Raw genomic sequence first — 25,278 nt, 5'->3', positions numbered from 1 at the left:
CACATTATGTTACTGACAATAAATAATTAAAAATTGTAACATTTTGATGTATTCTAATTATAAAACATTCAATTTATGTACGATTTTGGTTTAGTAGGTCTTGGAGTAATGGGACAAAATTTTATCCTCAATGTGGCCGACAACGGATTCTCTGCCTACGGATATGATTTAGATGATGAAAAAGTAGAGACTTTAAAGACTTTAGGAGGAGATTTAGATAAGGTAAGTGCATCTAGCAACATAAAAACGTTTGTAAAGAACCTTAAGCAACCACGTAAAATAATGCTTTTGGTACCTGCAGGGAAAATTGTAGACGCCGTTATAGAATCTCTGTTACCGCATATTGACAAGGGAGATATAATAATAGACGGCGGTAACTCTTTCTTTACCGATACGGACAGAAGAGAATCTTACTTACAAGAGAGAGGTATCAACTTTTTTGGAGCAGGGGTTTCCGGTGGAGCAAAAGGTGCCCGTAAAGGACCTAGTATTATGCCAGGTGGTTCAAAATCTGCATATGAACATATAAAACCAATTTTTGAAGCCGTATCCGCCAAATATAACGGCGAACCATGTGTAGCATACCTAGGTCCAAAATCTGCCGGTAACTACGTGAAAATGGTTCATAACGGTATTGAATATGGACTTATGCAGTTAACATCTGAAATATATGATGTGCTCAAAAAAGGAGGCGATTACAATAATGATGAATTGCACGGTACTTTTGCGAAATGGAACTCAGGAAGATTACAATCTTTCTTAGTTGAAATTACTTCTGAAATTTTTGAACAAAAAGATGATTTAACTGAAGGCAGATTGGTAGATCAAATATTGGATAAGGCCAAACAAAAAGGTACTGGTAAATGGACGAGCCAAAATGCCATGGATCTTGGTATTCCCGTTCCTTCAATAGATGTTGCCGTAAGTATGCGAGAACTTTCTGCATTGAAGGACGAAAGAATTAAAGCCGATGCCTTATATGACAGACCAACCGTAGCACACATGGATAAAGAAAAGCTAGAATCCTTAACGGAAAAGGCTTTATACTTTTCATTTATCATCACTTATTCCCAAGGTCTTCATCAATTAGCGGATGCCTCTAGAGAATATGGTTATAACTTGGATATTTCTGAAATTGCTAAAATTTGGAGAGCAGGCTGCATCATTCGTGCCGGATTGTTAGCCGATATCACTGAGGCCTTTAAAGCCGAACCAACATTGCCAAACTTATTGCTATCTCCAAATTTTGTGGATAAAGTAAAAGAAACCGTAGGTGCCGCAAGGGAACTGGTAGCATTTGGTGCACAAAACGGAATTCCGTTGCCTGGTCTATCAAATTCGCTTACTTATTTTGATGCCTATACCTCTAGTAAATTACCTTTGAACCTTATACAGGCACAACGAGATTACTTTGGCTCTCATACCTATGAGCGTTTAGACCGTGAAGGTATTTTTCATACAGAATGGGAAGATTAAATTTTAAAATTTGAGAAAATTACACATATCTTTTAGTAGCATTTGCCTTTTGGTTGTTTCTGCAATTACAATTATATCCTGCAAGCAACCTTCAAAAGAAGAAGTTCCTGTAGAAATACTGGATAACCATACTTTGAACAGAGCTGCAAATGCTACTATAAATGATTCTCTTGTTAGGCAAGTATATGTGCCTATATACTCAGATATCTATAATCAAACAAGAGACTCAAGAACCCTTCTTACCGCTACCCTAAGCATAAGAAATACCAGTTTAAAGGACAGTTTGTTCGTAAGCAAGATCGATTATTACAATACAGAGGGAGATTTGGTAAGAAGTTATATAGACTCCCCTATTTACCTTACCCCAATGGAATCTATTGATTATGTTATAGAACAACAAGATACCTCTGGTGGTAGCGGGGCTAATTTTTTAATAGATTGGTACGCTAAAAAACGACTAAATCCATTATTTCAAGCAGTGATGGTAGGTGGCCTTGGCGCTCAAGCTTTTTCTTTTACTACTGACGGGATTGAGGTTATCGAGGAATAACCCAAGCAAATGAACGTAATTAAAGTCCGTTTATCATACTAAAGTACATGTATTCTATTTACGTTATTGAACTATCTAAAAAAGTATATACCGAAAACAGAAAATTTCGGGAGGCAAATCCTCAATTTAACGGTGTACTAGAATGTTTATATGTAGGCATGACAAGCAAAACCCCTAAAGAGCGGTTTAACCAACATAAAAATGGTTCTTTAAGTAAAAAAGGACATAACCTTTCCTCTAAAATTGTTCAGAAATACGGCTTGTATCTACGCGGAAGTCTTTTTAATCACATAGATCCAATTAAAACAAGAGCCCAGGCTTTAAAAATGGAAGAGCAATTAGCACTTGAACTTAGACGCAAAATATACGCGGTTTGGTTTAACTAGTGACAATCAATTACTTTGGCAAGGGTGTTACGGCATCTAAAAGTTCATCTTCCATACCGTAATATTTTAGCGCAAAGCCAAATGCTATAACAGATAGTATAACGCCAATAAGAAACACCGTATACGTTAACCGTAACAATCTATATTTTTCCTGTAATACTTTCCCTAGATAATATAAATCCATACTCAAAGAATCATAAATAGACTCTTTGCTTTTTATAATATCCCTTAACTTAGATTTAAAGTCACTCAAAGTCATGGTGTGAAAATTTCCAAAGAACAAAAAATTGGTATCCTTCTTCTTAATTTCATTTTCAACAACATCCGTATTACTCACTTTTGGCCGTGTAGCCAAAACGGACATGATCATAGATGCAATACTGAATAGAACAAAAATTACTGTTGGATAAATTAAATACGAATTTGATGGTGAATCCAGTTTCGGTATCAGATTTGCCAACAACAAGGAAATGATAATAGCATTTACGGATAATAAAATATTAGCCTTGGTATCCGCTATATCACTCAATTTTATATGATTCCTAAGTTCTATTCGATATAAAGATTGAATGGCACGTTGCGGACTATCATCTTTTAATTTTGCTTTTAGTTTTTCTTTCTTTTCGGTTTTTTCAGCTTTTTGTAGCCTAGAGATTAGCGATAAGATATTTTTTTCTTTCTGCTCCTGCCAATTTTCTTTTGCATAATCCGTGTAATATCGATGTTCTATTCGAAGTTTTTCCAAATAGTTTAATCGCCATGTATCTAGGTCAAGATTGTTTTTATTAAAATTCTCCAGTTCCAATCTTAATAATTGTAGCATCTCCTCAAAATCCTCCGATGCATAAAACCATGTACGAACATCCTTGAGTACTGCTTCTGCATGGTTGGTAGGCTTTTCATCGCTCCATGCATTTTCTACCAATTTAACAATATTGGCAATGCGCTGCCCTGAACAATCATTATCATTTAAAAACTTTGTAGCCAATTGTACACTCTCCTGTACATGATTCTGGTAATCTATGGCAAAACCGGCATGAAGAAACCATGTAGCCAACAATACATCATCTACTACTACATTCTCTCCTGAATCAAATTCCAAAACGTTTTTGGTCTTTTCTACGGTTTTATTGGCATAACCCTGACTATGAAATAGAAAATTTTTGTTCATCTGTTCAGATAACAAGTTTCTAATATACTTCTCAGCTTTCGCTACGGTAGATTCTTTCATAACATCAAGTTTGTCGTTTATAATTATTTCATGTAAAAATTAGTTGCCAATGCAATTAAAACAAGCCATTTGTTCTTTGGTCATCTGTATATCTTCAGACCCTTTTAAGGCTGTATCCAATTTTTCACTTTTCACCAATTCTTTATGAAATAGCGCTGCATACTCTAGAAGATGGTTGCGCCTACTTTTTATTTTGGCAATAAGTTCTTTTCCATCCAATTCATAAATGTCATTTGGCCATACGGAGAAAGATGATTCTATTGCCCCATCAGTTAGCATTTCTTGCAAAACCCTAGCCTCTTCTTCAAATACCGATGCAGGGGCGTCTTGCATAAAATAAACATCAAACGGTGAGATTAGTCCGGGAAGAAAATCAATTTCCTTTTCAAAAGATTGCACCTCCGGAAGAAATGCATCGTTAGAAATTATACTGGGCAAAATACCTTCTAGATTAAAAAAAGCATTATCCCGATCACATGGTAACGGTATTGCATTTATTGAATTACCTGCGTTTTCAATAGCCCAACCCCATTGTTTGGCATGACGATCCCAATCACCTATCAGCAAATCAAATAAACGTGCTCTGACCAATGAATTTATGACTACGTGAACCTTATCGGGATTTTTCATTTTCAACTTTTGTAAATCATCCGTATCCAATAAACTATCTACATTTTGTATTCCCAACCAGTTTGCATTTCCCTTTGTTTCATATTCCAAAAGAAAAAGTCGATTACCATATTTCTCGTTATAATTTAATAGCTGTTTTTGTTTTGGCAAGAATACCAGTTGTGGTCTGGTATTTAAAATCTTAGCTTTTTCAGAAAGTTTTGCTACGACCAATGCAGCATATGGATGTTGGGCAGAGATACCGTCAACCACAATATTTTCTAACCCTAATGTCTTGGCAACTTTTGGAATTAAAGGAGAAGGGTCTTTAGAAACACTACGCAATGTCATTAAGGTACCATCATCTATCCGTAGTTTTAAAGAATGTGTTTGATGGCCGCCGCCCTCTTCCACTATTTTTGCATTACCATTAATATCCTTCAAGTAAAGAATTGAAACTTTTACAGGAGTAGACCATGCTTTTCTATACTGTTCTCCCTGCATCACATTTTTTAAACCATTTCCTTCATATAGTGTGCTTGCAGCAACCAATACAGAATCATACTTGCTAAAGTCAATTTCTTCAACATCGGCAATCCCAACAATCTTACAAGTTTCAAAAGATTTATCCGTACTGGATAGTGACCAATAGGTCAATCCCAAGAACACCAAAAATAAAACCAAGATCAAGAATGCTATTTTTTTCAATTTGCAGAATTTAATTTTCTCAGAACAAGAGTACAGCTTAATGGCCTTAATGAATCCTCTGATAAATTTATTTTTTAACCTTAAACAGTAGACCATTTATTCTGAACATTATAGGGTACATCATTTTTTTGAATGTTAAAAAATTAATGAATTCTCATTATAATTTGATTAAATTTAATAGCTAAGCAAATTGAATAACTTAAAAGTGTGTTTTTATGAATGGATTGATAATGGATTACCCACTAACCACCACTACCATATTAAATTATGCAAAAAGCGCCTTTCCCGATAAAAAACTAATCTCTTACCTACCTGATGGAAGTAGACATGAATATACATACGGCCAACTCTACAAAAGATGTTGTCAATTGGCAAATGCATTAAAAAACAAACTTGGCATCCGTAAAGGGGATATGGTAGGCACTTTTGCCTGGAACCATTACCAACATGTGGAACTATATTATGGAATTCCGGGTATTGGCGCAGTCTGCCATACTATAAATATTAGGCTGTCATCTCAACAGACAGAATTTATAATCAATCATTCTGAAGACAAGGTCATTTTTGTAGACGCCACCCTAGTTCCCTTATTAGAAAAAATTGCACCAAAATTAGAAACGGTAGAAAAGTTCATTATAATAAATGCCCCTAAAGGTTTTACAACGAGTTTACAAAATATTATACATTACGAAGATTTAATAGGCGAGCAATTAGAAACGATAGACTGGCCAGAACTGAACGAGAACGATGCTAGCGGCATGTGCTATACGAGCGGAACTACAGGCATGCCCAAAGGGGTATTATACTCACACAGATCTACCTATTTACATGCAATGACAATACTATCGCCCAATGCGGGTAATTATAGTAACAGGGATGTCATATTATTGATTGTACCACAATTTCATGTTATGGCCTGGGGCTTTCCTTACATGTGCCTTTTAACAGGATCAGACATGGTAATGCCTTCTTTACACTTAGGACCGGAATCCATTATAAGAATTCTTAAAAACGAAAATGTTAACAAGGCCAACGGTGTACCTTCTATATGGAGAGGCGTTTATGAGGAAATGAAAAAAAATCCTCCAAAGGACAAATTGGCTTTAGAAGAATATTTAGTAGGCGGTTCTGCCCTATCGGCTAGTCTTATCGAAAATTTTGAAAAGGATTTTGGTATTAAAGGTGTCCAAGCTTGGGGCATGACAGAAACGTCTCCACTTGGTACCGCAAGTAGACTTCAGAAAAAACATGAAAATCTTAACGAGAAAGAGCAAATTAAAATACGCGCCAAGCAGGGAATCGAGTTTCCCGGCATAGAAATGCGTATTGTTGGTGATGACGGTAAAGTAGCACCCAGAGATGGCAAAACTATGGGAGAATTACAGGTAAAGGGCGCATGGGTAATAAAGTCTTATTTTAAGACCAATAGCCGAGACAGCTTTACCAAAGACGGTTGGTTTAGAACTGGTGATGTAAGCACTATTGATAAAAACGGTTATATGGAAATCACTGATCGTACAAAAGATTTAATTAAAAGTGGTGGTGAATGGATATCTAGTGTTGCCTTGGAATTGGCCTTAATGTCTCACCCAAAAATTAAAGAGGCCGCAGTAATTGCCATACCAGATAAAAAATGGTCAGAAAGACCTTTGGCAACATTGGTTTTAACCAATAACACAGAAACTGTATCCCCTGATGAATTAAAGGAATATTTGAAAAAAGACTTTGCCAACTATCAAATACCAGAAAATTATAAGTTTATTGATGAAGTACCAAAAACAAGTGTTGGTAAATTTGATAAGAAAGAAATAAGGAGATTATACGCAGAAGGGAAACTCTAAAAATAAAGTTTCCCTTCTACTTATAACATAAGTCCGGTTAATGGACTATTTACTTAAATACATTTTACGTCTAGAATAAAGGTTGTAAAACTCATCATCTTTTAAACTATCAATAAATAAGATGCTTTCTCCGGTACTTTTCATTTCAGGACCAAGATTCTTATTTACATTAGGGAATTTGTTGAATGAGAATACCGGCTGTTTAATAGCAAAACCTTCTAGTTGAGGATTAAAACTAAAATCCTTGATCTTCTTCTCGCCCAACATTACCTTGGTTGCATAATTTACATAAGGTTCTTTATACGCTTTTGCGATAAAAGGTACCGTACGTGATGCCCTTGGGTTTGCTTCAATGATATATACAATATCATCTTTAATGGCAAATTGTATATTGATGAGACCTACCGTATTTAAAGCCAAGGCAATTTTCTTGGTATGGTCTTTAATCTGCTGCATAACAAATTCACCAAGGTTAAATGGCGGTAAGGTAGAATTTGAGTCGCCGGAATGAATTCCACAAGGCTCAATATGCTCCATTATACCAATTATATAAACATCTTCACCATCACAGATCGCATCGGCTTCCGCTTCTATAGCACCATCCAAATAATGATCTAACAGTAATTTGTTATTAGGTATTTTGCGTAACAGACCAACTACATGCTCTTCTAATTCTTGCTTATTGATTACAATTTTCATTCCTTGACCTCCTAGTACGTAAGACGGTCTTACCAGAAGTGGAAAATCCAACTCATCAGATAGCGCCAATGCTTCATCAGCCGTTTCAGCTACTCCAAATTGAGGGAAAGGAATATCGTTCGCTTTCAAAAGATCGGAGAAACTACCCCTGTCTTCAGCCAAATCTAAAGCTTCAAAACTGGTACCAATTATCTTAACACCATATTTAGAGAGCTTTTCTGCCAATTTAAGAGCTGTTTGCCCACCTAGCTGAACAATAACACCTTCTGGTTTTTCATGACGAATAATATCATATATATGCTCCCAGTATACCGGCTCAAAATATAACTTATCCGCAGTATCAAAATCCGTAGAAACGGTTTCTGGGTTACAGTTGATCATAATAGTCTCATAACCACACTCAGCAGCTGCCAAGACTCCGTGAACGCAACAGTAGTCAAATTCTATACCTTGACCTATCCTGTTTGGTCCGGACCCAAGAACAACAATTTTCTTTTTATCCGTAACTACACTATCGTTTTCTACATAACGTGTACCATCAGGCTTTTCTATTTCAGCTTCAAAAGTTGAATAATAATATGGCGTCATTGCCTTGAACTCTGCAGCACAAGTATCTACCAATTTATAAACTCTATTAATATTCAGTTCGGTACGTTTGTTATACACTTCACTTTCATAACAATCTACCATATGGGCTATTTGTCTATCTGCAAAACCTTTTTGTTTTGCCTCTAACAACAAGTCTTTTGAAAGTGTCGCTATCGTATACTTAGAAATTTCTTTTTCCAAGAAATAAAGCTCTTCATACTGCTTTAAGAACCACATATCAATCTTAGTGATCTCATGTATTCTACTTAACGGAATACCTATTTGTATGGCATCATAAATTACAAATACCCTGTCCCAACTAGGAATGGTAAGCTTACTTATAATTTTGTTATAATCCTTATACCCCTTACCATCTGCACCTAAGCCATTACGTTTGATTTCTAATGATTGTGTTGCCTTGTGTAACGCTTCTTGAAAAGAACGTCCTATACCCATTACTTCGCCTACAGATTTCATCTGCAAACCTAATGTTCGGTCAGAACCTTCAAACTTATCAAAATTCCAACGTGGTATTTTTACGATTACATAATCTAATGTTGGCTCAAATAATGCCGAAGTGGATTTTGTAATTTGATTATCCAATTCGTCAAGCGTATAACCAATAGCCAATTTAGTTGCTACTTTTGCAATAGGATAACCAGTTGCTTTTGAAGCCAATGCCGATGATCTAGACACCCTTGGGTTGATCTCAATGGCTATAATTTCTTCCTCTTCATCAGGACTTACAGCGAACTGTACGTTACAACCACCTTCAAAATCACCTATACTACGCATCATATGTATAGCCATATCACGCATTTTCTGATATGTTCTATCTGAAAGTGTCATCGCTGGTGCCACTGTAATAGAATCACCGGTATGAATACCCATAGGATCCATATTTTCGATAGCACAAATAATAACAACGTTATCGTTTTTATCCCTAAGCAGCTCTAATTCATATTCTTTCCATCCCATTAAGGCTTTGTCGATCATAACTTCATGTATAGGCGAAATCTCAAGACCATAACTTAATTGTTCGTCAAAATCCTCGGGCTTGTAAACTATGGAAGCTCCTGCACCACCAAGCGTATATGAAGCTCGTATTACCAATGGAAAACCAAATTCCTGGGCTATTTCCTTACCCTTTAAGAAAGAGGTTGCAGTTGCCTGTGGTGCCATGCCAACACCAATTTTCAACATTAACTCTCTAAATTGCTCCCTATCCTCGGTAATATTTATAGCGTCTATATCTACACCGATCAATTCTACTCCAAAATCTTCCCAAATCCCCTTTTTATCGGCTTCTATACAAAGATTTAAAGCGGTTTGACCTCCCATAGTCGGTAAAACTGCATCTATCTGAGGATGAGCCTTTAAAATCTCTATTATAGATTTTGTAGTCAATGGCTTTAAATACACGTGATCTGCCATTGATGGATCTGTCATAATCGTTGCAGGGTTACTATTTATTAAAATAGTTTCTATACCGTCTTCACGTAACGAACGTAGAGATTGACTACCTGCATAATCAAATTCACATGCTTGACCGATAACAATAGGACCAGATCCTATTAACAAAATGGATTTTAAATCTTTTCTTTTTGGCATTTTATAACAATTTAATATGGGAATTGGACAAAAAAAAGGTGCTACTTTCAGAAAAGTAACACCTAAATATTTTTAAAACAATGAAATCATTATTTTTTATGGCTTGGTTCAGAGGAAACAGTTAATTTCTTTCTTCCTTTTGCTCTTCTTCTTGCAAGAACTTTTCTTCCATTAACGGAAGCCATACGCTCACGAAAACCGTGTTTGTTCTTTCTTTTTCTCTTTGATGGTTGAAACGTTCTCTTGCTCATCGCCTATATAATTAAGTGCTTTGTATTAATTTTGAAATTTGCCCTTTTAATTGAACGGGTAAAACTGGGCGCAAATATACAAAGAGTTTTTGCTTTAGCAAGGGTTATGAAAAAAAATATTTTTATAAATCCGTACGTCACAAAACGAAGCTTTTGATTAATTTTGCCCGAATTGAAATTTTGCACCGTAATAGCTATATTTTAATAGGGTTTTGCTAAAAACCAAAAACCCCAACTAAAAATTAATAAGATCAATAAACTTAAAATATGTTCAATAAAAATTTAAAATTAATCATAGCCGGACTCATAATAGCCTATTCTGTCTACCAGTTTTTTGAAGGTAATATTGGTAATGGCATTTTTCTAATCTTGTTATCGTTAATTTTTATCTTTTTGTATTTTAGGAACGAGATCATTCTTTTAGCATTTTTACGAATGCGAAAGCAAGATTTGGCCGGTACTAAAAACTGGCTGGATAAAATTAAAAATCCTGAAGCTGCATTAACCGTTAAACAACAAGGATACTATAACTATTTACACGGAATCATTTTTTCCCAGACCAATTTAACCCAAGCAGAGAAATACTTTAAAAAAGCACTTAAACTTGGATTAACGATGGATTATGATGTGGCCATGGCGAAATTAAGCTTAGCAGGCATATCCATGCAGAAACGCCGCAAAAGAGAAGCGACCATGCTACTTAACGAGGCTAAAAAATTAGACAAGAACAACATGTTGACAGATCAGATCAAAATGATGCAACAACAGATGAAGAAAATCTAGTATTATTTAGATTCTCTATAATACCCTTTGTTAGGTATTTCTATAGTGTATTTTTTACGAGAACTGTTATTTAAATGCGCCTCTCTCAACCAAGGATTGTGGCGCTTTAATATTTTGTAGTTGATTTCATATTCTTGTGCAAAATCAGCAAAGTCACTTACCGGCTTATCAATTTCTACATTGAATGTTGGTACGGCTTCGTACATATCTTCCTTATCAATATGAAAACCATACTTTTCAGGATTAGACAAGATTTCTTTAATGGCCATTATTCTAAAAACGTATCTACCGGTCTCACTACCTAGCAACAGATCCCAATAGTTGTCTACTTGTTGAATACCCATGTATTTATTGATAGCTCCAGGTCCTGCATTGTAAGCTGCCGCTGTTAAGGCCCAGCTACCATACTTATTCTTCCATCTGTTCAAATACTTACAGGCAACCTCTGTCGATTTTTCCAAATGGTAGCGCTCATCTACATTAGAGTTTACCTCCAGACCATATTCCCTACCTGTTTCTCTCATTATTTGCCAAAATCCGGTCGCTCCTGCAGGAGACACCACATTGGTAAGCCCACTTTCTGCTACCGCCAAATATTTAAAATCATCCGGAATGCCGTTTTTCGCCAGAATTGGTTCTATTATAGGAAAATATTTATTGGCCCTTTTAATCAATAGAACCGCGTTTGACTGCCAATATGTATTTACTAAAAATTCACGATCAATTCGCTCTAATATTTCTGGATCTGACTGAGGAACTACTTCACCTGCAAAATTTAAATTTTCAGGAATATCAATAGATGAAATTTTATAAGATTTAGAAACGTTGGTCTGAACACTATCATTTGCAACTACCTTATCATTATTTGCCATACCTGTAGTATTTCCTACAGCAAATATCAATGTACCCGCAACAAATACCACACCCAACAACATCAATATATTCTTAATAGTTTTCATGAATTTTATCTTTTATATTATTTCTATCAATTTTCCTGTCTACCAAAGGTATATATAGAACTATTTTATTCCAAAATAATTGTTGCCAAGTTCTGGTTAAACCATTTTGCCCTATGTATAATCATGGTATGTGTTCCCTTAGGTACAACTATACAATCAGTAATATTTTCTTTTGGAAAAACGGTATCCTTTTCACCCTGTATGTGCACCAATTTTTTACATGGTATCTCTTGTTTCCAATTTACCAGCTCGTTTATAGACCAATCTATATAACCCTTATCCCTAACCGATAAATATTTTTCATATAATGACAGCCGCTTTGTTACACTTTCTCCAAAGGCATATTTAGCCAAAAGTTCTATATTGTTGACCAAGCCTGTAGGAAGCAGCTTATGTACTTTGGTATATCTTGCAAAAAGCATCCTTTTTGGCAACTCATACCTTGTTTTTACACTTGAAACGATTATCACTTTTCTTACATCTACAAACTTTGTCATTTCTTGAACCAAGATTCCGCCCAACGACACCCCTAACAAAACCACGTTTTCATGCTTTACCATGCTACTCATTTGTTTAGCGTATTCACTTAGTGATACACCTTTTGTAGGAATACTCCATTCTAGCAAATGAAGTTCAAAATTTTCTTTTGGTAACTTTATATACTCAAAAATAGCGGGACCTGCAGCCATTCCCGGCATACAATACACATGGATCATAATAGCTAGTATAGTTACGAAACGTAGTAAAAACTAGGAAATTAAGTAATTTTTAACTACTTTTGTAAGATAATGTGAAAAACACATCTTATTCCATGTGTTTAATTCTATACAGCATTACAAAAGACTAATTACGATATGAGAACATCGTAATTTTTTTGTCTAATAACAACACTAAAATTATCTATATGAACGATGTTATCATTAATGACAATTCTTTTCTGCGACAATTTGAGACTACCGTAGATGGTCATTTAGCCAGAATTGAATATTCTTCTCAAGAACGAAAGGTATTCCTTACCAAATTAGTTGTTCCAGAAGAAATTAAAGATGAAAATTTCAAAGAAAACTTCATCAAATCCGTTCTAAGTATTATTCAAGAAAGAAATCTTAGAGTTGTACCTACAAGTCCGCATATTGCAGGCTTTCTTCGTAAGAACAGAAGACAATACAAAGAAATGCTACCAATTGGCATTCGCATCTAACAAAATTAAAAAAGCCTTTCTATTGAAAGGCTTTTATTTTATACTTCAACTTCTTCTTTTACAAAATTGAACCTAACCAGACCATCATTATCTATTTCAGTTAGCTTCACTTTATGCAAGGTATTTACCAACCCTGGATCCCATGGAGATTTTACTTTTACGTAGTTCTCGGTAAATCCATGGATATATCCTTCTTTGTTTTCCCCTTCAAACAATACGGTTAACTCATTCTCTAGCTGACTCTCATAAAACGCCCTTCTTTTCTTTACAGATAATCCACGTAACATTTTACTTCTCTTACTTCTAACTTTATTAGGCACTACGCCATCCATAGTAGCAGCAGGAGTATTATCTCTTTCGGAATAGGTGAAGACATGCAAATATGAAATATCCAATTCATTTAAAAAGTGATATGTCTCTAAAAAATGTTCTTCGGTCTCACCAGGAAACCCTACAATAACATCAACACCAATACAGCAATTTGGCATTACCTCCCTAATTTTTTCTACTCTTTCTTTATAAAGATCCGTCATATAACGGCGCTTCATCAATTTTAAAAGATCATCGCTGCCACTTTGTAACGGAATATGGAAATGAGGTACAAAAGTTTTACTTTGAGATACAAACTCAATGGTTTCGTTCTTCAATAGATTAGGCTCTATAGACGAAATTCTTAAACGATGAATACCATCAACATCATCTAATGCCTGGACTAGCTCTAAAAAAGTATGCTCGTGTTTTTTATTGCCAAACTCTCCCTTTCCGTAATCACCTATATTAACTCCCGTTAAAACAATTTCTTTGATTCCTTGCTCTGATATATCCGCAGCGTTTTTAAGAACATTTTCCAAGGTGTCGCTTCTAGATATGCCACGCGCGAGTGGAATTGTACAATACGTACATTTATAGTCACATCCATCCTGGACTTTTAAGAACGCCCTTGTCCTATCACCAATAGCATAACTACCTACATAAAAATCCGCATCTGCTATTTCACATGAATGAACTTGACCGTGATCATTTTTGGTCAAATCATTTATGTAGTCGGTAATTTTAAATTTTTCCGTAGCCCCTAAAACCAAATCTACACCGTCAACATCTGCTAATTCTTCTGGTTTTAATTGCGCATAACATCCTACGGCAGCCACAAAAGCATCAGGATTAATCTTTTGCGCTTTTTTTACAATGGTCTTGAACTTCTTATCGGCATTATCGGTTACAGAACATGTATTAATAACATACATGTCCGCATGTTCTGAAAAATCTACCCTATCAAATCCCTCGTCCGCAAAACTGCGGGCTATGGTAGAAGTCTCTGAAAAATTCAACTTACACCCCAAAGTGTAAAAAGCCACCTTCTTCTTCATTTTAACAATCTATTTAAGAGGACAAAAATACGTAAACCGTACTCTGCCATAAAATTCTAATTAACTGAAATTCAGCCTCAACTGATTAATACTTTCTCCACTTTTTTGTCAATTCAAATACATGGGTCAGAATATCAGCTTCAACCTCATTAAACTCCACTCCTCTTCTCGCCATCATTACCTTTGCAGCGTCAAATGCTTTTGCCGGTTGATATGTTGTAAACCCAGATGCACCGCCCCAACTAAAACTAGGGACAAAATTTCTAGGAAAACCTGGAACATAGATATTAGAATTCACACCAATTACCGTACCGGTATTAAACATGGTATTAATGGCCGTTTTACTATGATCACCCATCATAAGTCCGCAAAACTGTAGACCCGTTTGCTCAAAACGCTCCGTTGCATAGTCCCATAAACGCACCTTGGCATAATTGTTCTTTAGATTAGAGTTATTGGAATCTGCGCCAATATTACACCACTCTCCTAATACGGCATTACCTAAATACCCTTCATGCCCTTTACTAGAGTACCCAAATATTACGGAGTTACTGACTTCACCACAAACTTTACTGAAAGGACCTATAGTTGTTGCACCATAGAGCTTACCTCCCATTTTTATAATAGCATTATCACACAACGCCAATGCACCACGTACAAGACTACCTTCCCAAATTTCAGAGTTCTTGCCTAAATATATTGGTCCGTCGGTAGCATTTAAAATACTGAACTCTACCCTTGCTCCTTCTTCAAGAAATATTCGCTCCGGATGTATTACTCTATTGGTATCTGAAATTGGTTGACTTTTTCGTCCTTCTGTGATGAAGTCAAAATCGGACTGTAAAATATCCGCATTTTTATCAAAAATATCCCAAGTGCTATTGATCTGAACTATATCTTCATTGAAATCAATTTTCTTAAAATCCTGTAATTCTTCAATAGTTTTTACCGAAGAGCTACAATAGGCAATTACCACTTCACCCAATTTAATCACTTCACCGGCCTTTAATGAGCCAACAATAGTTATCAAATACTTTGAAGGCAATATAGAAGCATCTATAAATACATTGTTATCTTCTAATATTACAGGATACTTAACGCTTAAATATGCTTCTGTCAAAGAAGTTACGGAAGCTTTCAGGTAAGCCTCCCATCGTTCTTTCAATGTCATTATCCCTACACGAATTTCAGAAACGGGCCGTGTAAATGTAAAGGGTAAAAGATGATTCCTACGAGGACCATCAAAAAGAATAAAGTTCATACAAGATGATTTTTTTTCAAAATTAACAAATATCCCTAGAGCAATAATAGATTATGGACAACTTCCATTATTTTAAAGTTAAATGCAAAAGAAACGCCTTCGAAAATTTCGAAGGCGTTATATGTAATGGAAATAATATAAATACTATTCCTCTTTTTTCTCTTCTTTAGCAAACTTCTTGTACTTGTTCTTGAACTTGTCGATACGACCTGCGGTATCCAAGAATTTAGCTTTACCTGTGTAAAATGGGTGAGAAGTTCTTGAAATCTCCAATTTTACCAATGGATACTCAACACCATCAACTTCTAATGTTTCTTTAGTATCTGCAGTAGATTTCGTTAAAAATACCTCTTCGTTAGACATGTCCTTAAAGGCCACGATTCTATAATTTTCTGGGTGTATATCTTTTTTCATTTTAAAAACTTTAACGCACCCATTCCGACGGGCACTCATTTTAAGGCTGCAAAAATAGTGAAAATCCACTAACGTTCTATTACAAAATCAAAAAAATATTAAAAATAAATTTCATCACTTTTGTAACATTACATATCTACACCATACTAATATACAAAACAACCTATAATCACTTTATATCATGGAAGAAAATCAACCAAAAACAGGAAAATTCGCTAGAGTTTACGGCTTAGTATTAGGTATACTTACCATCACCTTTGCCGTAATGCTATATATAGCCGGCTTACAATACGAACAAAGTCTTGCCCTATTCGCCGTAAATATAAGTATAATGATAGGGGTAATTGTTTTTGGCATTTACAAGTTTAGAGAGGCTAACAACAATTTACTAACAATAAGTGAAGCCATAAAAGTAGGGATAGGTATTGCTTTAATTGGAGCAATTATAGGAATCATTTATCAAATGATTTTTATCAATATTATTGAACCTGATTTTATGACCAATATGATGGCTGCTCAAAAAGCCGAAATGATTTCCCAAAACCCTGGCATGACCCAAGATGAAATTGACGCAGCCGTTAAAATGATGGAAAACTTTTCCGGTCCATTTTTAAGTGCTGCAATTGGTTTGATCAGCGCTTTATTTTTTGGCCTCATAATTTCCCTTTTGGGTGGCTTAATATTGAAAAAAGAAGAAGCTGCTTATTAATACTAAGTAATTGTAGTATTTTTGGAGAGAATACCAGAAGTCGCGCATGCAATTATCAATAGTAATTCCGTTACTTAACGAAGAAGAATCACTTAAAGAACTTCATGATTGGATTGTATCCGTAATGCAATCCAATCATTTATCTTATGAAATACTTTTTGTAGATGATGGTAGTACAGATAATTCTTGGAATATAATTTCTGAATTATCCGTTCTTAATCCTTCGGTTAAGGGAATACACTTTTTACGCAATTACGGCAAATCACAAGCTCTTCATGCAGGTTTTAAAGCCGTTAGCGGTGATGTCATCATTACCATGGATGCGGATTTACAAGACAACCCAGAAGAAATTCCAGAGTTATACAACATGATCATCAATGAAGGATACGAATTGGTATCTGGTTGGAAAAAGAAAAGGTACGATTCCATCATCTTTAAAAATACACCTTCAAAACTGTTCAATTGGGCTGCAAGACGTACATCTGGAGTTCAACTAAATGACTTTAATTGCGGGTTGAAAGCTTATGCAAAAGAGGTTGTCAAGAATATTGAAGTATCTGGCGAAATGCACAGATACATTCCTGTTCTTGCAAAAAATGCCGGCTTTTCAAAAATTGGAGAAAAGGTCGTAAAACACCAAGCTCGCAAATATGGTAAAACAAAATTCGGAATGGAACGTTTCATTAATGGATTTTTAGATTTATTGACCATTTGGTTCGTATCTAGATTTGGTAAGCGACCCATGCACTTATTTGGCGCACTGGGCGTTTTAATGTTTTTGATCGGATTTGGGTTTGCTATCTATTTGGGCATTGACAAATTATTCATCAACAAGTTTGGAAGATTGATTACTGATCGTCCGCAATTTTATATTTCACTTATAGCCATGGTCATAGGAACACAGTTGTTCTTAGCCGGATTTTTAGGAGAAATAATGATACGTTCTAAAAAAGAAGAAAAAAGATATATAGTTTCAAAAGAAATAAACATAGCACTTTTAGAAAAGTAAAATTCTTACTAATTTAAATGCACATAAAACCTTAAATAATATGGATAACATCCTAGATACTGCCAAAACCTGGCTTACCGATTTTTTCGATCCAGCTGTCAAAAAAGAAATTGAACATCTAATTGCCAACGATAAAGAAGAATTGAACGACCGTTTCTATAAAAATATGGAATTCGGTACTGGTGGTATGAGGGGCGTAATGGGCGTTGGTACCAATCGTATAAACAAATATACGTTGGGCAAAAGCACACAAGGCCTTAGCAACTATTTAAATAAAATATACAAAGGCGAGGAAATTAAAGTAGTAATCGCTTTTGATTGCCGTCATAATAGTGACACCCTTGCTAGAACTGTAGCCGAAGTTCTTTCTGCCAACGGCATTAAAGTATTCTTGTTTTCTGAATTACGTACCACGCCAGAACTTTCATTCGCAGTAAGACATTTAAACTGTCATGCAGGGATAGTGTTAACGGCATCGCACAACCCACCTGAATATAACGGCTATAAAGTGTATTGGACCGATGGTGGACAGATAGTACCACCACAGGATGGTGAAATTATTTCTGAAATAAACTCGCTTGGTTTTGAGGATATCAAATTTACTCCTAATGACAGCCTTATTGAGGTAATTGACAAAGAAGTTGATGAAGCTTTTATTTCGCAATCTGTTGCTGCAGGTAATTTTAATGCTGCCGGCAAAGATGATTTTAAAATTGTTTTTACATCGTTACACGGCACATCAATTACCGCTATACCAGAAGTTTTGAAAAGAGGTGGGTATGAAAATGTAACAATTATAGAGGAACAAGCGAAACCAGACGGAAATTTCCCAACAGTTAAATCTCCAAACCCAGAAGAATCAGAAGCGCTTTCAATGGCCGTTAAAAAAGCCGAGGAAATTGGTGCGGATATGGTTGTAGGTACCGATCCGGATAGTGATCGTTTAGGTATTGCCGTGCGTAACCTTGATGGCGAAATGGAAATTGTTAACGGTAACCAGGCCATGGTACTTATGACAAAATTTCTTTTGGAGAAGAGAAAAGAGAAAGGATTCAAGGGCAATGAATTTATTGCCACAACTATAGTTTCTACCCCAATGATGGAAGCCATGGCAAAAGCTTACGGTGTAGAATTCAAAACTTCTTTGACCGGATTTAAATGGATCGGCAAAATGATCAAGGACTTCCCTGAATCTGACTTTATTGGTGGTGGCGAAGAAAGCTTTGGTTACATGGTAGGTGATTTTGTTCGTGATAAAGATGCGGTTACCTCTACCCTATTGGCTTGCGAAATTGCCAGTCAAGCAAAAGCTAATGGCAGTTCTTTCTACAAAGACCTTATACAATGTTATGTTGATTATGGTTTCTATAAGGAGCACTTAGTTTCTATTACCAAAAAAGGTATTAGTGGCGCAGAAGAAATTAAGCAAATGTTAAAAGATTTTAAGGAAAATCCGGTAGAATCTGTTGCTGGGTCTAAGGTGAAATGGATTGAGGATTACAATACTTCAACTGCCAAAAATGTACTGACAGGTGAAGAAAAAACTATTGATATTCCAAAATCCAACGTTTTAATATACGAAACCGAAGATGGCACAAGAATTGCCGCTAGACCAAGTGGAACGGAACCTAAAGTGAAATTTTACATTAGTACCAATACAAAATTGGAAAAAACCGAAGATTATAAAAAAGTGGCAGCAGAACTTGACAATAAAGTCAAAAGCATTCTTGCTGAGCTTAATTTAGCTTAATGAACTATTTTAAAAAGATTCTTCGCTTTGCGAAGCCTTACAAGATATATGCAATTTTAAACATTATATCTAACATCTTTTATGCACTGTTTTCAACATTGGCAATGATTTCATTATTTCCAATGTTGACGGTGTTATTTGACAAAACAAAAAAAGTTTACACAAAGCCGAAATGGAATGGCTTTTCCAATATAGAGGACTACGTAACTGATTCTTTAAACTTTTTCATAACGGAACAAGGCCAACACAAAGATTCAGGTGAAATACTCATGCTTATGGTTGGGTTAATTATCACCATGTTTCTTTTAAAGAACCTTTTTAATTATTTGGCCATGTATTTTATTACGTTTTTACGTAATGGGGTACTTAAAGATTTACGTAATGAACTGTATGACAAAACTGTAGAACTACCTATATCCTATTATTCCGAAAAAAGAAAAGGCGATACCATTGCCCGTATTACTTCAGATGTACTTGAAATTCAACATTCATTTTTATCCATTTTGGAACTGATTGTCAGAGAACCTTTGACAATTGTATTTACTATAATAGCGATGCTGGCAATTAGCCCTAAACTAACGCTGTTCGTATTTCTATTTCTTCCTCTTTCAGGATTTTTAATTTCCTTGATCGGAAAATCATTAAAACGTAAATCTGACAAGGTTCAACAAGAACAAGGCTATTTCTTATCCATTCTAGAAGAAACCTTGGGTGGATTACGGGCTATTAAAGCATTTAATGCCGAGTCTGTTTTTGGCAAAAAATTTCAAGCATCCACTAAAAGATTTTTCAATTTTTCAAATAACTTGCTTAACAGACAAAACCTGGCTTCACCTACAAGTGAATTTTTTGGTATTGCCGCTATAGGTGTAATTCTATGGTACGGCGGTCAAATGGTTCTTGTAGATAAAACGCTTGAAGGCAGTTTATTCATCACTTACATGACCTTGTCTTATCAAATACTGACTCCTGCCAAAGCTATTAGCAAAGCTTCCTATAGCGTTAAAAAAGGAAATGCAGCTGCGGAACGTGTTTTAGAAGTATTAGAAACGGAGAACCCTATTTCCGAAATAGACAACCCCATTCTACAGGACACTTTCACCAAGACCGTTAAAATTGATAATATTTCCTTTAAATATGAAGATGAATATGTGCTTAAAAACTTCAACCTAACCGTTGAAAAAGGAAAAACAGTAGCTTTAGTTGGTCAGTCCGGAAGTGGAAAAAGTACTATCGCAAATCTTGTAACTAGATTTTACGATGTCAATGAAGGCGAAATCAGCATTGACGGAAACAATATAAAAAACCTAAGCAAAAAATCGCTCCGAGGTCTATTGGGACTGGTTACACAAGACTCTATCCTATTTAATGATACAGTTAAAAACAACATTGGTCTAGGTAAAGAAAATGCTACTGACGAAGAAATTATAGCTGCCGCAAAAATTGCCAATGCACATGATTTTATAATGGATCTCCCAAAGGGTTACGACACTAATATTGGGGACAGCGGCAATAAATTAAGTGGCGGACAAAAACAACGTTTGTCCATTTCTAGAGCGGTTCTTAAGAATCCTCCTATTATGATATTGGACGAAGCTACCTCTGCCCTAGATACTGAAAGCGAACGTCTGGTGCAAGATGCGCTTGAAAAGATGATGAAGAACAGAACTTCTATTGTTATTGCTCACAGGCTGTCAACCATTCAGAATGCAGATACCATTGTTGTACTTCAGAAAGGAGAAATAGTTGAGCAAGGTACGCATGCTGAACTTTTAGAATTAAATGGCACATATAGAAAGCTGGTTGAGATGCAATCGTTGGCTTAATTACACTTACATGTTTTACCTTAAATTAGGTTAAAAAAAGAATTACATTAAACCTTTTATCAACTTCAAGGTCTAATAATAAACAAACCTCATTTTTTTGGTGATCGAAGAGGAAACATTAGTTATAGACTTACAAACAAAGAGTAGGCAAGCCCAGGCTTTTGAGGTATTGGTAAATACCTATAAAGAACGCTTGTACTGGCAAATACGTAGTATTGTTTTAAATCATGATGATGCTGATGATGTTCTACAAAACACCTTTATTAAAGTATATAAAAATATAGACGGATTTAAAGGTGATAGCAAACTCTTTTCCTGGATGTACAGAATTGCAACTAATGAAGCCTTGAACTTTATAAAACAACGTGCAAAAACACAGGGTGTATCAGATACCGATTATCAAGATAAATTGGTAGCCAACTTAGAAGCTGATGTATACTTTGAAGGAGACGAAATTCAGCTTCAACTACAAAAAGCTATTGCAACGCTACCTGAAAAGCAAAAATTGGTATTTAACATGAAGTATTTTCAAGAATTAAAATATGAAGAAATTTCAGAAATTTTGGACACCTCCGTTGGCGGATTAAAGGCATCTTATCACTTAGCGGTTAAAAAATTGGAACAGTATTTAAAAGAAGATTAAACCTTTTATACAATTGATTGTCAAACTTATATCATGAACAAAAACAAAAATAATCCGTTTAAAACTCCAAAAGGCTATTTTAATAGCTTTGAGGATAAATTGATGGATAAATTATCTCAACCAGAAAGTACTTTTCCAGAAGAAAGTGCATTTCAGGTACCCGATAATTATTTTGAAACGTTCAATAAAAGATTACGGAACAAGCTTGAGAATGAGACAAAAGTAGTTCCTCTTGTTCCATATAAGAAATTTTTTGCCGTGGCAGCTTCTATTGCCGCAATTGCCATTCTAGCTTTAGGATATAATTGGAACAATAATCAAGAATTGGGTTTCAATGATTTGGCCAACACTGATATTGAAGCTTATTTTGAAAATAATGATTTTGAATTAACCCCCTATGAAATTGCTGAAGTATTGCCCGTAACAAATACTGAATACTCAGATTTCCTAAGCTCACCATTAAAAGGTGATATTCTTTTGGAATACTTAAATGAAAATGTGAGCGATTTTGACGAATTAAACATTGTAGACAATGAATAAATATATAATAATCATATTCCTTTTTGTAACCACTCTTTCTTTTGGACAGCGAAATCAAGATTGGGAAAAAATAAACAGTTTAAAAGTTGCTTTTATTACAGAAAAACTTTCGTTAAGTTCTAAGGAAGCACAAGAATTTTGGCCAGTTTATAACGAATACCAAGAGAAAAGAAATGCGCTTCGCAAAAAAAGTCATAACCAGATTAGAGGTAAAATAAAAGATTCAAATACGCTTACCGAAAAGGAAGCGGAAAACCTTTTAGCATTACATATTCAAATTGAAGAAGAAGAAGAGGCTTTGGATTCTAGTTTTTTGAAAAAAGTAAGTAAAGTTATAACCGCAAAAAAAACTCTTTTGTTATTGCGCTCAGAAGAAGAATTTAAACGTCAACTTATGAAGCAATACCGTCAAAACAAAGGTGGCAGATAACTACTTAAACGTTAGTTTAGAAATACGATTTTTACCTGCAGCATAAGCAATGGAATCGTTTTTAAAACGAATTGTATAGAAAGATTCTTTAGATAATTCTTTCCAACTTGCACCCATATCCGAAGAATAGGAAATACCTGTAAAACCTAAGGCTACCATTTCCTTACCATTAGAACCAGGAACAAACTGAACACAACTTTTGTAACCCGGCTCTTTGCCTTCCGCAATTAATTCCCATGTTTTTCCACCATTTTTTGTAATTGCTTTGTTGGCATTTTTATTATCTGGTTTGGTATAATCACCACCAATGGCAAAACCTAGGTTTTCATCATAAAAATCAATGGAATAAATACCTTCGGTTGCCGCTTCACTTTTTATAGGGGTTGAATATACTTTCCATGACCTACCTTTATCCATTGAAAACAAAATTCTACCGGATGTGGTCGCCACCCAAATTTTATCTCCTAAAGTCTTGATATTTGTATTACTTGCAGCAAAAGCACCTTCAGCTTCTATTCCTTTTGGTAATTGCGAACAAGGTAACTTAGACCAAGTGCTTCCTCCATCTGAAGTTATAATAATACTTAAACAACCATCTACAGAATCTCCTATTGCAATACCTTCGTTATCATTCAAAAAAGTCATGGCATCATAAAAAACACCTTCTCCCTCCTCTTTATAGACCAATTCCATTAGACCGTTATTCCCTGTTTTATACAATAATGCTGGCGACTCTATAGAAAGCATAAAAAAATCGGTACTCGTATGGGCTACTGCCCTAAAAGCCGGTATACTTGTATGGTATTTTTCAACATTGGCACGAACTTTCCCTGTAGTTAATTCAACCGTACCATAATTGCCATTGTTTGCAGCAAAAGCCAAATTATTATCCATCAACTCTATCGCTCTAATACTTAATGAATCTGTATATAATGTTTCAATTTCTAAAGATTGAAAAGGAGCTTTTGAAACACTTTTAGCACATGAAATCATTAAAACGATTAAAAGAAAGGTATAACGCATGGTATTCTGGTATAAAGTTCATCAAAAATAAATGGAATCACTTCTAAAACAATACCTTTGCAGCCATAAATTTTTGGAGGACAAAAGCCTATTTGATCGATAATTAATACTATGACGGCTTTAAACCTTCTGATAAAGTAACAATAGCTATTCTAATGAAATTACACAGAAACTTGGTATTTGCCGTAATAGACGCCCTCAATCTCATCTTTAACGAAAACGAATATGCAGACAAGGTCGTTCAAAAAGTACTACGATACGATAAACGATGGGGCTCTCGCGATCGTGGCTTTATTGCCGAGACTACTTATGAAATGGTACGTTACAAACGTTTATATACTGAAATAGCAGAGGTAAAAGCTCCTTTTAGCAGACCCGATCTATTTCGCATGTGGGCAGTTTGGGCAGTTTTAAAAGGTATTAAACTACCAGATTGGAAACAGATAGAACCAACACCTGAGCGAAGAATAAAAGGTAAATTCGACGAACTTTCTCAAATTAGAAAGTTTAGAGAAGCTGTGCCAGATTGGATAGATGAATTATGTGAAAAAGCTTTAGGTGAAAAATTATGGACAGAAGAGCTAGCAAAACTTAATGAGCCCGCAGAAGTAATTTTGCGTACCAATACCTTAAAAACCAATAAAGAAGAATTACGCAAAGCATTATTGGACGAAAATATTGTTGCCGAACCAATTAGAGGCTATGCCTCTGCGTTAAAATTGGTTGAAAGAGCAAATGTTTTTGTAACCCAAGCTTTTAAAAACGGAATGTTTGAAGTGCAAGATGCTTCATCTCAATTAGTAGCCGAGTTTTTAGACGTAGAACCTGGGCAACGCGTTGTTGACACATGTGCCGGTGCCGGTGGAAAATCTCTACACTTAGCTGCATTAATGGAAAATAAAGGTCAATTGATCTCCATGGACATCTATGGTAGTAAATTGAAAGAACTGAAAAGACGTGCTAGAAGAAATGGCGCACACAATATTGAAGTTCGTGAAATAGACTCTACCAAAGTGTACAAAAAACTTTATGGCAGTGCTGACAGAGTTCTTATTGATGCACCTTGTACCGGTTTGGGAGTTTTGAGAAGAAACCCAGATTCTAAATGGAAAATGAAGCCGGAGTTTCTTGATAAGATTGTAAAAACCCAACACGAAATCATTAGAAACTATAGTAAAATAGTAAAACCTGGTGGAAAAATGGTGTATGCTACTTGTTCTATTCTTCCTCAAGAAAACAGTCACCAAGTGCAGTCTTTCTTGAAGTCTGAAGAAGGAAAAGATTTTACTTTGGTAAAAGACAAAAAGATATATGCCTCTAAAAGTGGCTATGACGGATTTTATATGGCACTATTAGAGAAGAGTATATAATATTAGTTATGTACAAAATAAAAAGCCTTTCAATTCTTAGAAT

General features: G+C 35.3%; 24 protein-coding genes. 14 read left to right on the top strand and 10 right to left on the bottom strand.

Translation table 11 applies throughout. The features are described from left to right. Positions 1 to 75 precede the first annotated feature (75 nt). Genes gndA through PXC01_RS10325 form a run of 3 tightly spaced genes read left to right on the top strand, consistent with a single transcriptional unit; the run spans position 76 to position 2,412 of the window. Complete coding sequence (gndA, locus tag PXC01_RS10335; RefSeq protein WP_276472224.1) at positions 76 to 1,476, top strand: NADP-dependent phosphogluconate dehydrogenase; 1,401 nt, start codon at positions 76 to 78, stop codon at positions 1,474 to 1,476. 10 nt (positions 1,477 to 1,486) lie between these two features. Beyond that, entirely contained in the window at positions 1,487 to 2,026 is a 540-nt protein-coding gene (locus tag PXC01_RS10330) for a DUF3124 domain-containing protein (protein WP_276472223.1), read from the top strand. A 47-nt stretch (positions 2,027 to 2,073) separates the two neighbouring features. Further along, positions 2,074 to 2,412: a ribose-5-phosphate isomerase gene (locus PXC01_RS10325; RefSeq protein ID WP_276472222.1), complete on the top strand. Its 339-nt coding sequence runs from the start codon at positions 2,074 to 2,076 to the stop codon at positions 2,410 to 2,412. Positions 2,413 to 2,422: 10 nt separating this feature from the next. Here the strand turns inward: PXC01_RS10325 and PXC01_RS10320 are convergent, their stop codons facing one another. Further along, positions 2,423 to 3,643 carry a Pycsar system effector family protein gene (locus tag PXC01_RS10320; protein ID WP_276472221.1) on the bottom strand — a complete coding sequence of 407 codons (1,221 nt, stop codon included), beginning with the start codon at positions 3,641 to 3,643 and terminating at the stop codon, positions 2,423 to 2,425. Between the two features lie 39 nt (positions 3,644 to 3,682). Next, complete coding sequence (locus PXC01_RS10315) at positions 3,683 to 4,960, bottom strand: hypothetical protein (RefSeq protein ID WP_276472220.1); 1,278 nt, start codon at positions 4,958 to 4,960, stop codon at positions 3,683 to 3,685. Between the two features lie 215 nt (positions 4,961 to 5,175). On the opposite strand from PXC01_RS10315, the gene PXC01_RS10310 reads away from it, so the two are divergent. Then, positions 5,176 to 6,801 (top strand): long-chain fatty acid--CoA ligase, encoded by a 1,626-nt coding sequence (locus PXC01_RS10310; protein ID WP_276472219.1) that lies wholly within the window; start codon positions 5,176 to 5,178, stop codon positions 6,799 to 6,801. Positions 6,802 to 6,846: 45 nt separating this feature from the next. Here PXC01_RS10310 and carB read toward each other — a convergent pair whose 3' ends face one another. Continuing rightward, positions 6,847 to 9,699, bottom strand: a complete 2,853-nt coding sequence (gene carB, locus PXC01_RS10305; RefSeq protein ID WP_276472218.1) for a carbamoyl-phosphate synthase large subunit — start codon at positions 9,697 to 9,699, stop codon at positions 6,847 to 6,849. An 89-nt stretch (positions 9,700 to 9,788) separates the two neighbouring features. Then, positions 9,789 to 9,950: a 50S ribosomal protein L34 gene (gene rpmH, locus PXC01_RS10300; RefSeq protein WP_036155072.1), complete on the bottom strand. Its 162-nt coding sequence runs from the start codon at positions 9,948 to 9,950 to the stop codon at positions 9,789 to 9,791. A 267-nt stretch (positions 9,951 to 10,217) separates the two neighbouring features. Between rpmH and PXC01_RS10295 the strand changes: the two genes are divergently transcribed. After that, entirely contained in the window at positions 10,218 to 10,733 is a 516-nt protein-coding gene (locus PXC01_RS10295) for a DUF2892 domain-containing protein (protein ID WP_276472217.1), read from the top strand. A gap of 2 nt (positions 10,734 to 10,735) precedes the next feature. On the opposite strand, the gene PXC01_RS10290 is transcribed toward PXC01_RS10295, so the two are convergent. After that, on the bottom strand, positions 10,736 to 11,692 hold the full coding sequence (locus PXC01_RS10290) for a lytic transglycosylase domain-containing protein (protein WP_276472216.1): 957 nt from the start codon (positions 11,690 to 11,692) through the stop codon (positions 10,736 to 10,738). A gap of 65 nt (positions 11,693 to 11,757) precedes the next feature. After that, complete coding sequence (locus PXC01_RS10285; RefSeq protein WP_276472215.1) at positions 11,758 to 12,408, bottom strand: alpha/beta hydrolase; 651 nt, start codon at positions 12,406 to 12,408, stop codon at positions 11,758 to 11,760. A gap of 188 nt (positions 12,409 to 12,596) precedes the next feature. Between PXC01_RS10285 and PXC01_RS10280 the strand changes: the two genes are divergently transcribed. Then, entirely contained in the window at positions 12,597 to 12,893 is a 297-nt protein-coding gene (locus PXC01_RS10280) for a GNAT family N-acetyltransferase (RefSeq protein ID WP_276472214.1), read from the top strand. A 38-nt stretch (positions 12,894 to 12,931) separates the two neighbouring features. Here the strand turns inward: PXC01_RS10280 and mtaB are convergent, their stop codons facing one another. The 3 genes from mtaB to PXC01_RS10265 all read right to left on the bottom strand — a co-directional run bounded on the left by mtaB (position 12,932) and on the right by PXC01_RS10265 (position 15,935). Beyond that, the gene (mtaB, locus tag PXC01_RS10275; RefSeq protein WP_276472213.1) at positions 12,932 to 14,260 is read right to left on the bottom strand and encodes a tRNA (N(6)-L-threonylcarbamoyladenosine(37)-C(2))-methylthiotransferase MtaB; all 1,329 of its coding nucleotides are present in this window, start codon (positions 14,258 to 14,260) and stop codon (positions 12,932 to 12,934) included. A gap of 85 nt (positions 14,261 to 14,345) precedes the next feature. Continuing rightward, positions 14,346 to 15,521, bottom strand: a complete 1,176-nt coding sequence (locus PXC01_RS10270; protein ID WP_276472212.1) for a GlmU family protein — start codon at positions 15,519 to 15,521, stop codon at positions 14,346 to 14,348. A 144-nt stretch (positions 15,522 to 15,665) separates the two neighbouring features. Beyond that, positions 15,666 to 15,935: a type B 50S ribosomal protein L31 gene (locus PXC01_RS10265; RefSeq protein ID WP_276472211.1), complete on the bottom strand. Its 270-nt coding sequence runs from the start codon at positions 15,933 to 15,935 to the stop codon at positions 15,666 to 15,668. A 181-nt stretch (positions 15,936 to 16,116) separates the two neighbouring features. Between PXC01_RS10265 and PXC01_RS10260 the strand changes: the two genes are divergently transcribed. From PXC01_RS10260 to PXC01_RS10230, 7 genes are all read left to right on the top strand, one after another. Then, positions 16,117 to 16,644 carry a DUF4199 domain-containing protein gene (locus PXC01_RS10260; protein ID WP_276472210.1) on the top strand — a complete coding sequence of 176 codons (528 nt, stop codon included), beginning with the start codon at positions 16,117 to 16,119 and terminating at the stop codon, positions 16,642 to 16,644. Between the two features lie 46 nt (positions 16,645 to 16,690). Further along, positions 16,691 to 17,653: a glycosyltransferase family 2 protein gene (locus PXC01_RS10255; protein WP_276472209.1), complete on the top strand. Its 963-nt coding sequence runs from the start codon at positions 16,691 to 16,693 to the stop codon at positions 17,651 to 17,653. A gap of 40 nt (positions 17,654 to 17,693) precedes the next feature. Next, entirely contained in the window at positions 17,694 to 19,403 is a 1,710-nt protein-coding gene (locus tag PXC01_RS10250) for a phospho-sugar mutase (protein WP_276472208.1), read from the top strand. After that, a complete protein-coding gene (locus tag PXC01_RS10245) occupies positions 19,403 to 21,229 on the top strand; it encodes an ABC transporter ATP-binding protein (protein ID WP_276472207.1) in 1,827 nt (608 codons plus the stop codon). The genes PXC01_RS10250 and PXC01_RS10245 overlap by 1 nt, the downstream gene beginning before the upstream one ends. Before the next feature lie 100 nt (positions 21,230 to 21,329). Beyond that, positions 21,330 to 21,872: an RNA polymerase sigma factor gene (locus tag PXC01_RS10240; RefSeq protein WP_276472206.1), complete on the top strand. Its 543-nt coding sequence runs from the start codon at positions 21,330 to 21,332 to the stop codon at positions 21,870 to 21,872. Positions 21,873 to 21,905: 33 nt separating this feature from the next. After that, positions 21,906 to 22,412 (top strand): hypothetical protein, encoded by a 507-nt coding sequence (locus tag PXC01_RS10235; RefSeq protein WP_276472205.1) that lies wholly within the window; start codon positions 21,906 to 21,908, stop codon positions 22,410 to 22,412. Further along, positions 22,405 to 22,842 carry a hypothetical protein gene (locus PXC01_RS10230; RefSeq protein WP_276472204.1) on the top strand — a complete coding sequence of 146 codons (438 nt, stop codon included), beginning with the start codon at positions 22,405 to 22,407 and terminating at the stop codon, positions 22,840 to 22,842. The genes PXC01_RS10235 and PXC01_RS10230 overlap by 8 nt, the downstream gene beginning before the upstream one ends. On the opposite strand, the gene PXC01_RS10225 is transcribed toward PXC01_RS10230, so the two are convergent. Continuing rightward, the gene (locus tag PXC01_RS10225) at positions 22,843 to 23,865 is read right to left on the bottom strand and encodes a WD40/YVTN/BNR-like repeat-containing protein (protein ID WP_276472203.1); all 1,023 of its coding nucleotides are present in this window, start codon (positions 23,863 to 23,865) and stop codon (positions 22,843 to 22,845) included. Positions 23,866 to 24,020: 155 nt separating this feature from the next. On the opposite strand from PXC01_RS10225, the gene PXC01_RS10220 reads away from it, so the two are divergent. Next, a complete protein-coding gene (locus PXC01_RS10220) occupies positions 24,021 to 25,235 on the top strand; it encodes an RsmB/NOP family class I SAM-dependent RNA methyltransferase (protein ID WP_276472202.1) in 1,215 nt (404 codons plus the stop codon). Positions 25,236 to 25,278 lie beyond the last annotated feature (43 nt).

The sequence above is a fragment of the Maribacter huludaoensis genome (genome assembly GCF_029350945.1).
GTDB lineage: Bacteria > Bacteroidota > Bacteroidia > Flavobacteriales > Flavobacteriaceae > Maribacter > Maribacter huludaoensis.
The sequence above is the reverse complement of the archived record's forward strand: the minus strand, read 5'-3'. Positions and strand labels throughout refer to the sequence as shown.

Coding starts and splice junctions, on each gene's coding strand:
- PXC01_RS10220 (WP_276472202.1), top strand. CDS start 24,021: ATGAAATTACACAGAAACTTGGTATTTGCCGTAATAGACGCCCTCAAT.
- PXC01_RS10250 (WP_276472208.1), top strand. CDS start 17,694: ATGGATAACATCCTAGATACTGCCAAAACCTGGCTTACCGATTTTTTC.
- PXC01_RS10320 (WP_276472221.1), bottom strand. CDS start 3,643: ATGAAAGAATCTACCGTAGCGAAAGCTGAGAAGTATATTAGAAACTTG.
- PXC01_RS10245 (WP_276472207.1), top strand. CDS start 19,403: ATGAACTATTTTAAAAAGATTCTTCGCTTTGCGAAGCCTTACAAGATA.
- PXC01_RS10270 (WP_276472212.1), bottom strand. CDS start 15,521: ATGAACTTTATTCTTTTTGATGGTCCTCGTAGGAATCATCTTTTACCC.
- PXC01_RS10225 (WP_276472203.1), bottom strand. CDS start 23,865: ATGCGTTATACCTTTCTTTTAATCGTTTTAATGATTTCATGTGCTAAA.
- PXC01_RS10260 (WP_276472210.1), top strand. CDS start 16,117: ATGGAAGAAAATCAACCAAAAACAGGAAAATTCGCTAGAGTTTACGGC.
- PXC01_RS10285 (WP_276472215.1), bottom strand. CDS start 12,408: ATGATCCATGTGTATTGTATGCCGGGAATGGCTGCAGGTCCCGCTATT.
- PXC01_RS10325 (WP_276472222.1), top strand. CDS start 2,074: ATGTATTCTATTTACGTTATTGAACTATCTAAAAAAGTATATACCGAA.
- rpmH (WP_036155072.1), bottom strand. CDS start 9,950: ATGAGCAAGAGAACGTTTCAACCATCAAAGAGAAAAAGAAAGAACAAA.
- PXC01_RS10230 (WP_276472204.1), top strand. CDS start 22,405: ATGAATAAATATATAATAATCATATTCCTTTTTGTAACCACTCTTTCT.
- PXC01_RS10235 (WP_276472205.1), top strand. CDS start 21,906: ATGAACAAAAACAAAAATAATCCGTTTAAAACTCCAAAAGGCTATTTT.
- PXC01_RS10295 (WP_276472217.1), top strand. CDS start 10,218: ATGTTCAATAAAAATTTAAAATTAATCATAGCCGGACTCATAATAGCC.
- mtaB (WP_276472213.1), bottom strand. CDS start 14,260: ATGAAGAAGAAGGTGGCTTTTTACACTTTGGGGTGTAAGTTGAATTTT.
- carB (WP_276472218.1), bottom strand. CDS start 9,699: ATGCCAAAAAGAAAAGATTTAAAATCCATTTTGTTAATAGGATCTGGT.
- gndA (WP_276472224.1), top strand. CDS start 76: ATGTACGATTTTGGTTTAGTAGGTCTTGGAGTAATGGGACAAAATTTT.
- PXC01_RS10280 (WP_276472214.1), top strand. CDS start 12,597: ATGAACGATGTTATCATTAATGACAATTCTTTTCTGCGACAATTTGAG.
- PXC01_RS10265 (WP_276472211.1), bottom strand. CDS start 15,935: ATGAAAAAAGATATACACCCAGAAAATTATAGAATCGTGGCCTTTAAG.
- PXC01_RS10255 (WP_276472209.1), top strand. CDS start 16,691: ATGCAATTATCAATAGTAATTCCGTTACTTAACGAAGAAGAATCACTT.
- PXC01_RS10310 (WP_276472219.1), top strand. CDS start 5,176: ATGAATGGATTGATAATGGATTACCCACTAACCACCACTACCATATTA.
- PXC01_RS10290 (WP_276472216.1), bottom strand. CDS start 11,692: ATGAAAACTATTAAGAATATATTGATGTTGTTGGGTGTGGTATTTGTT.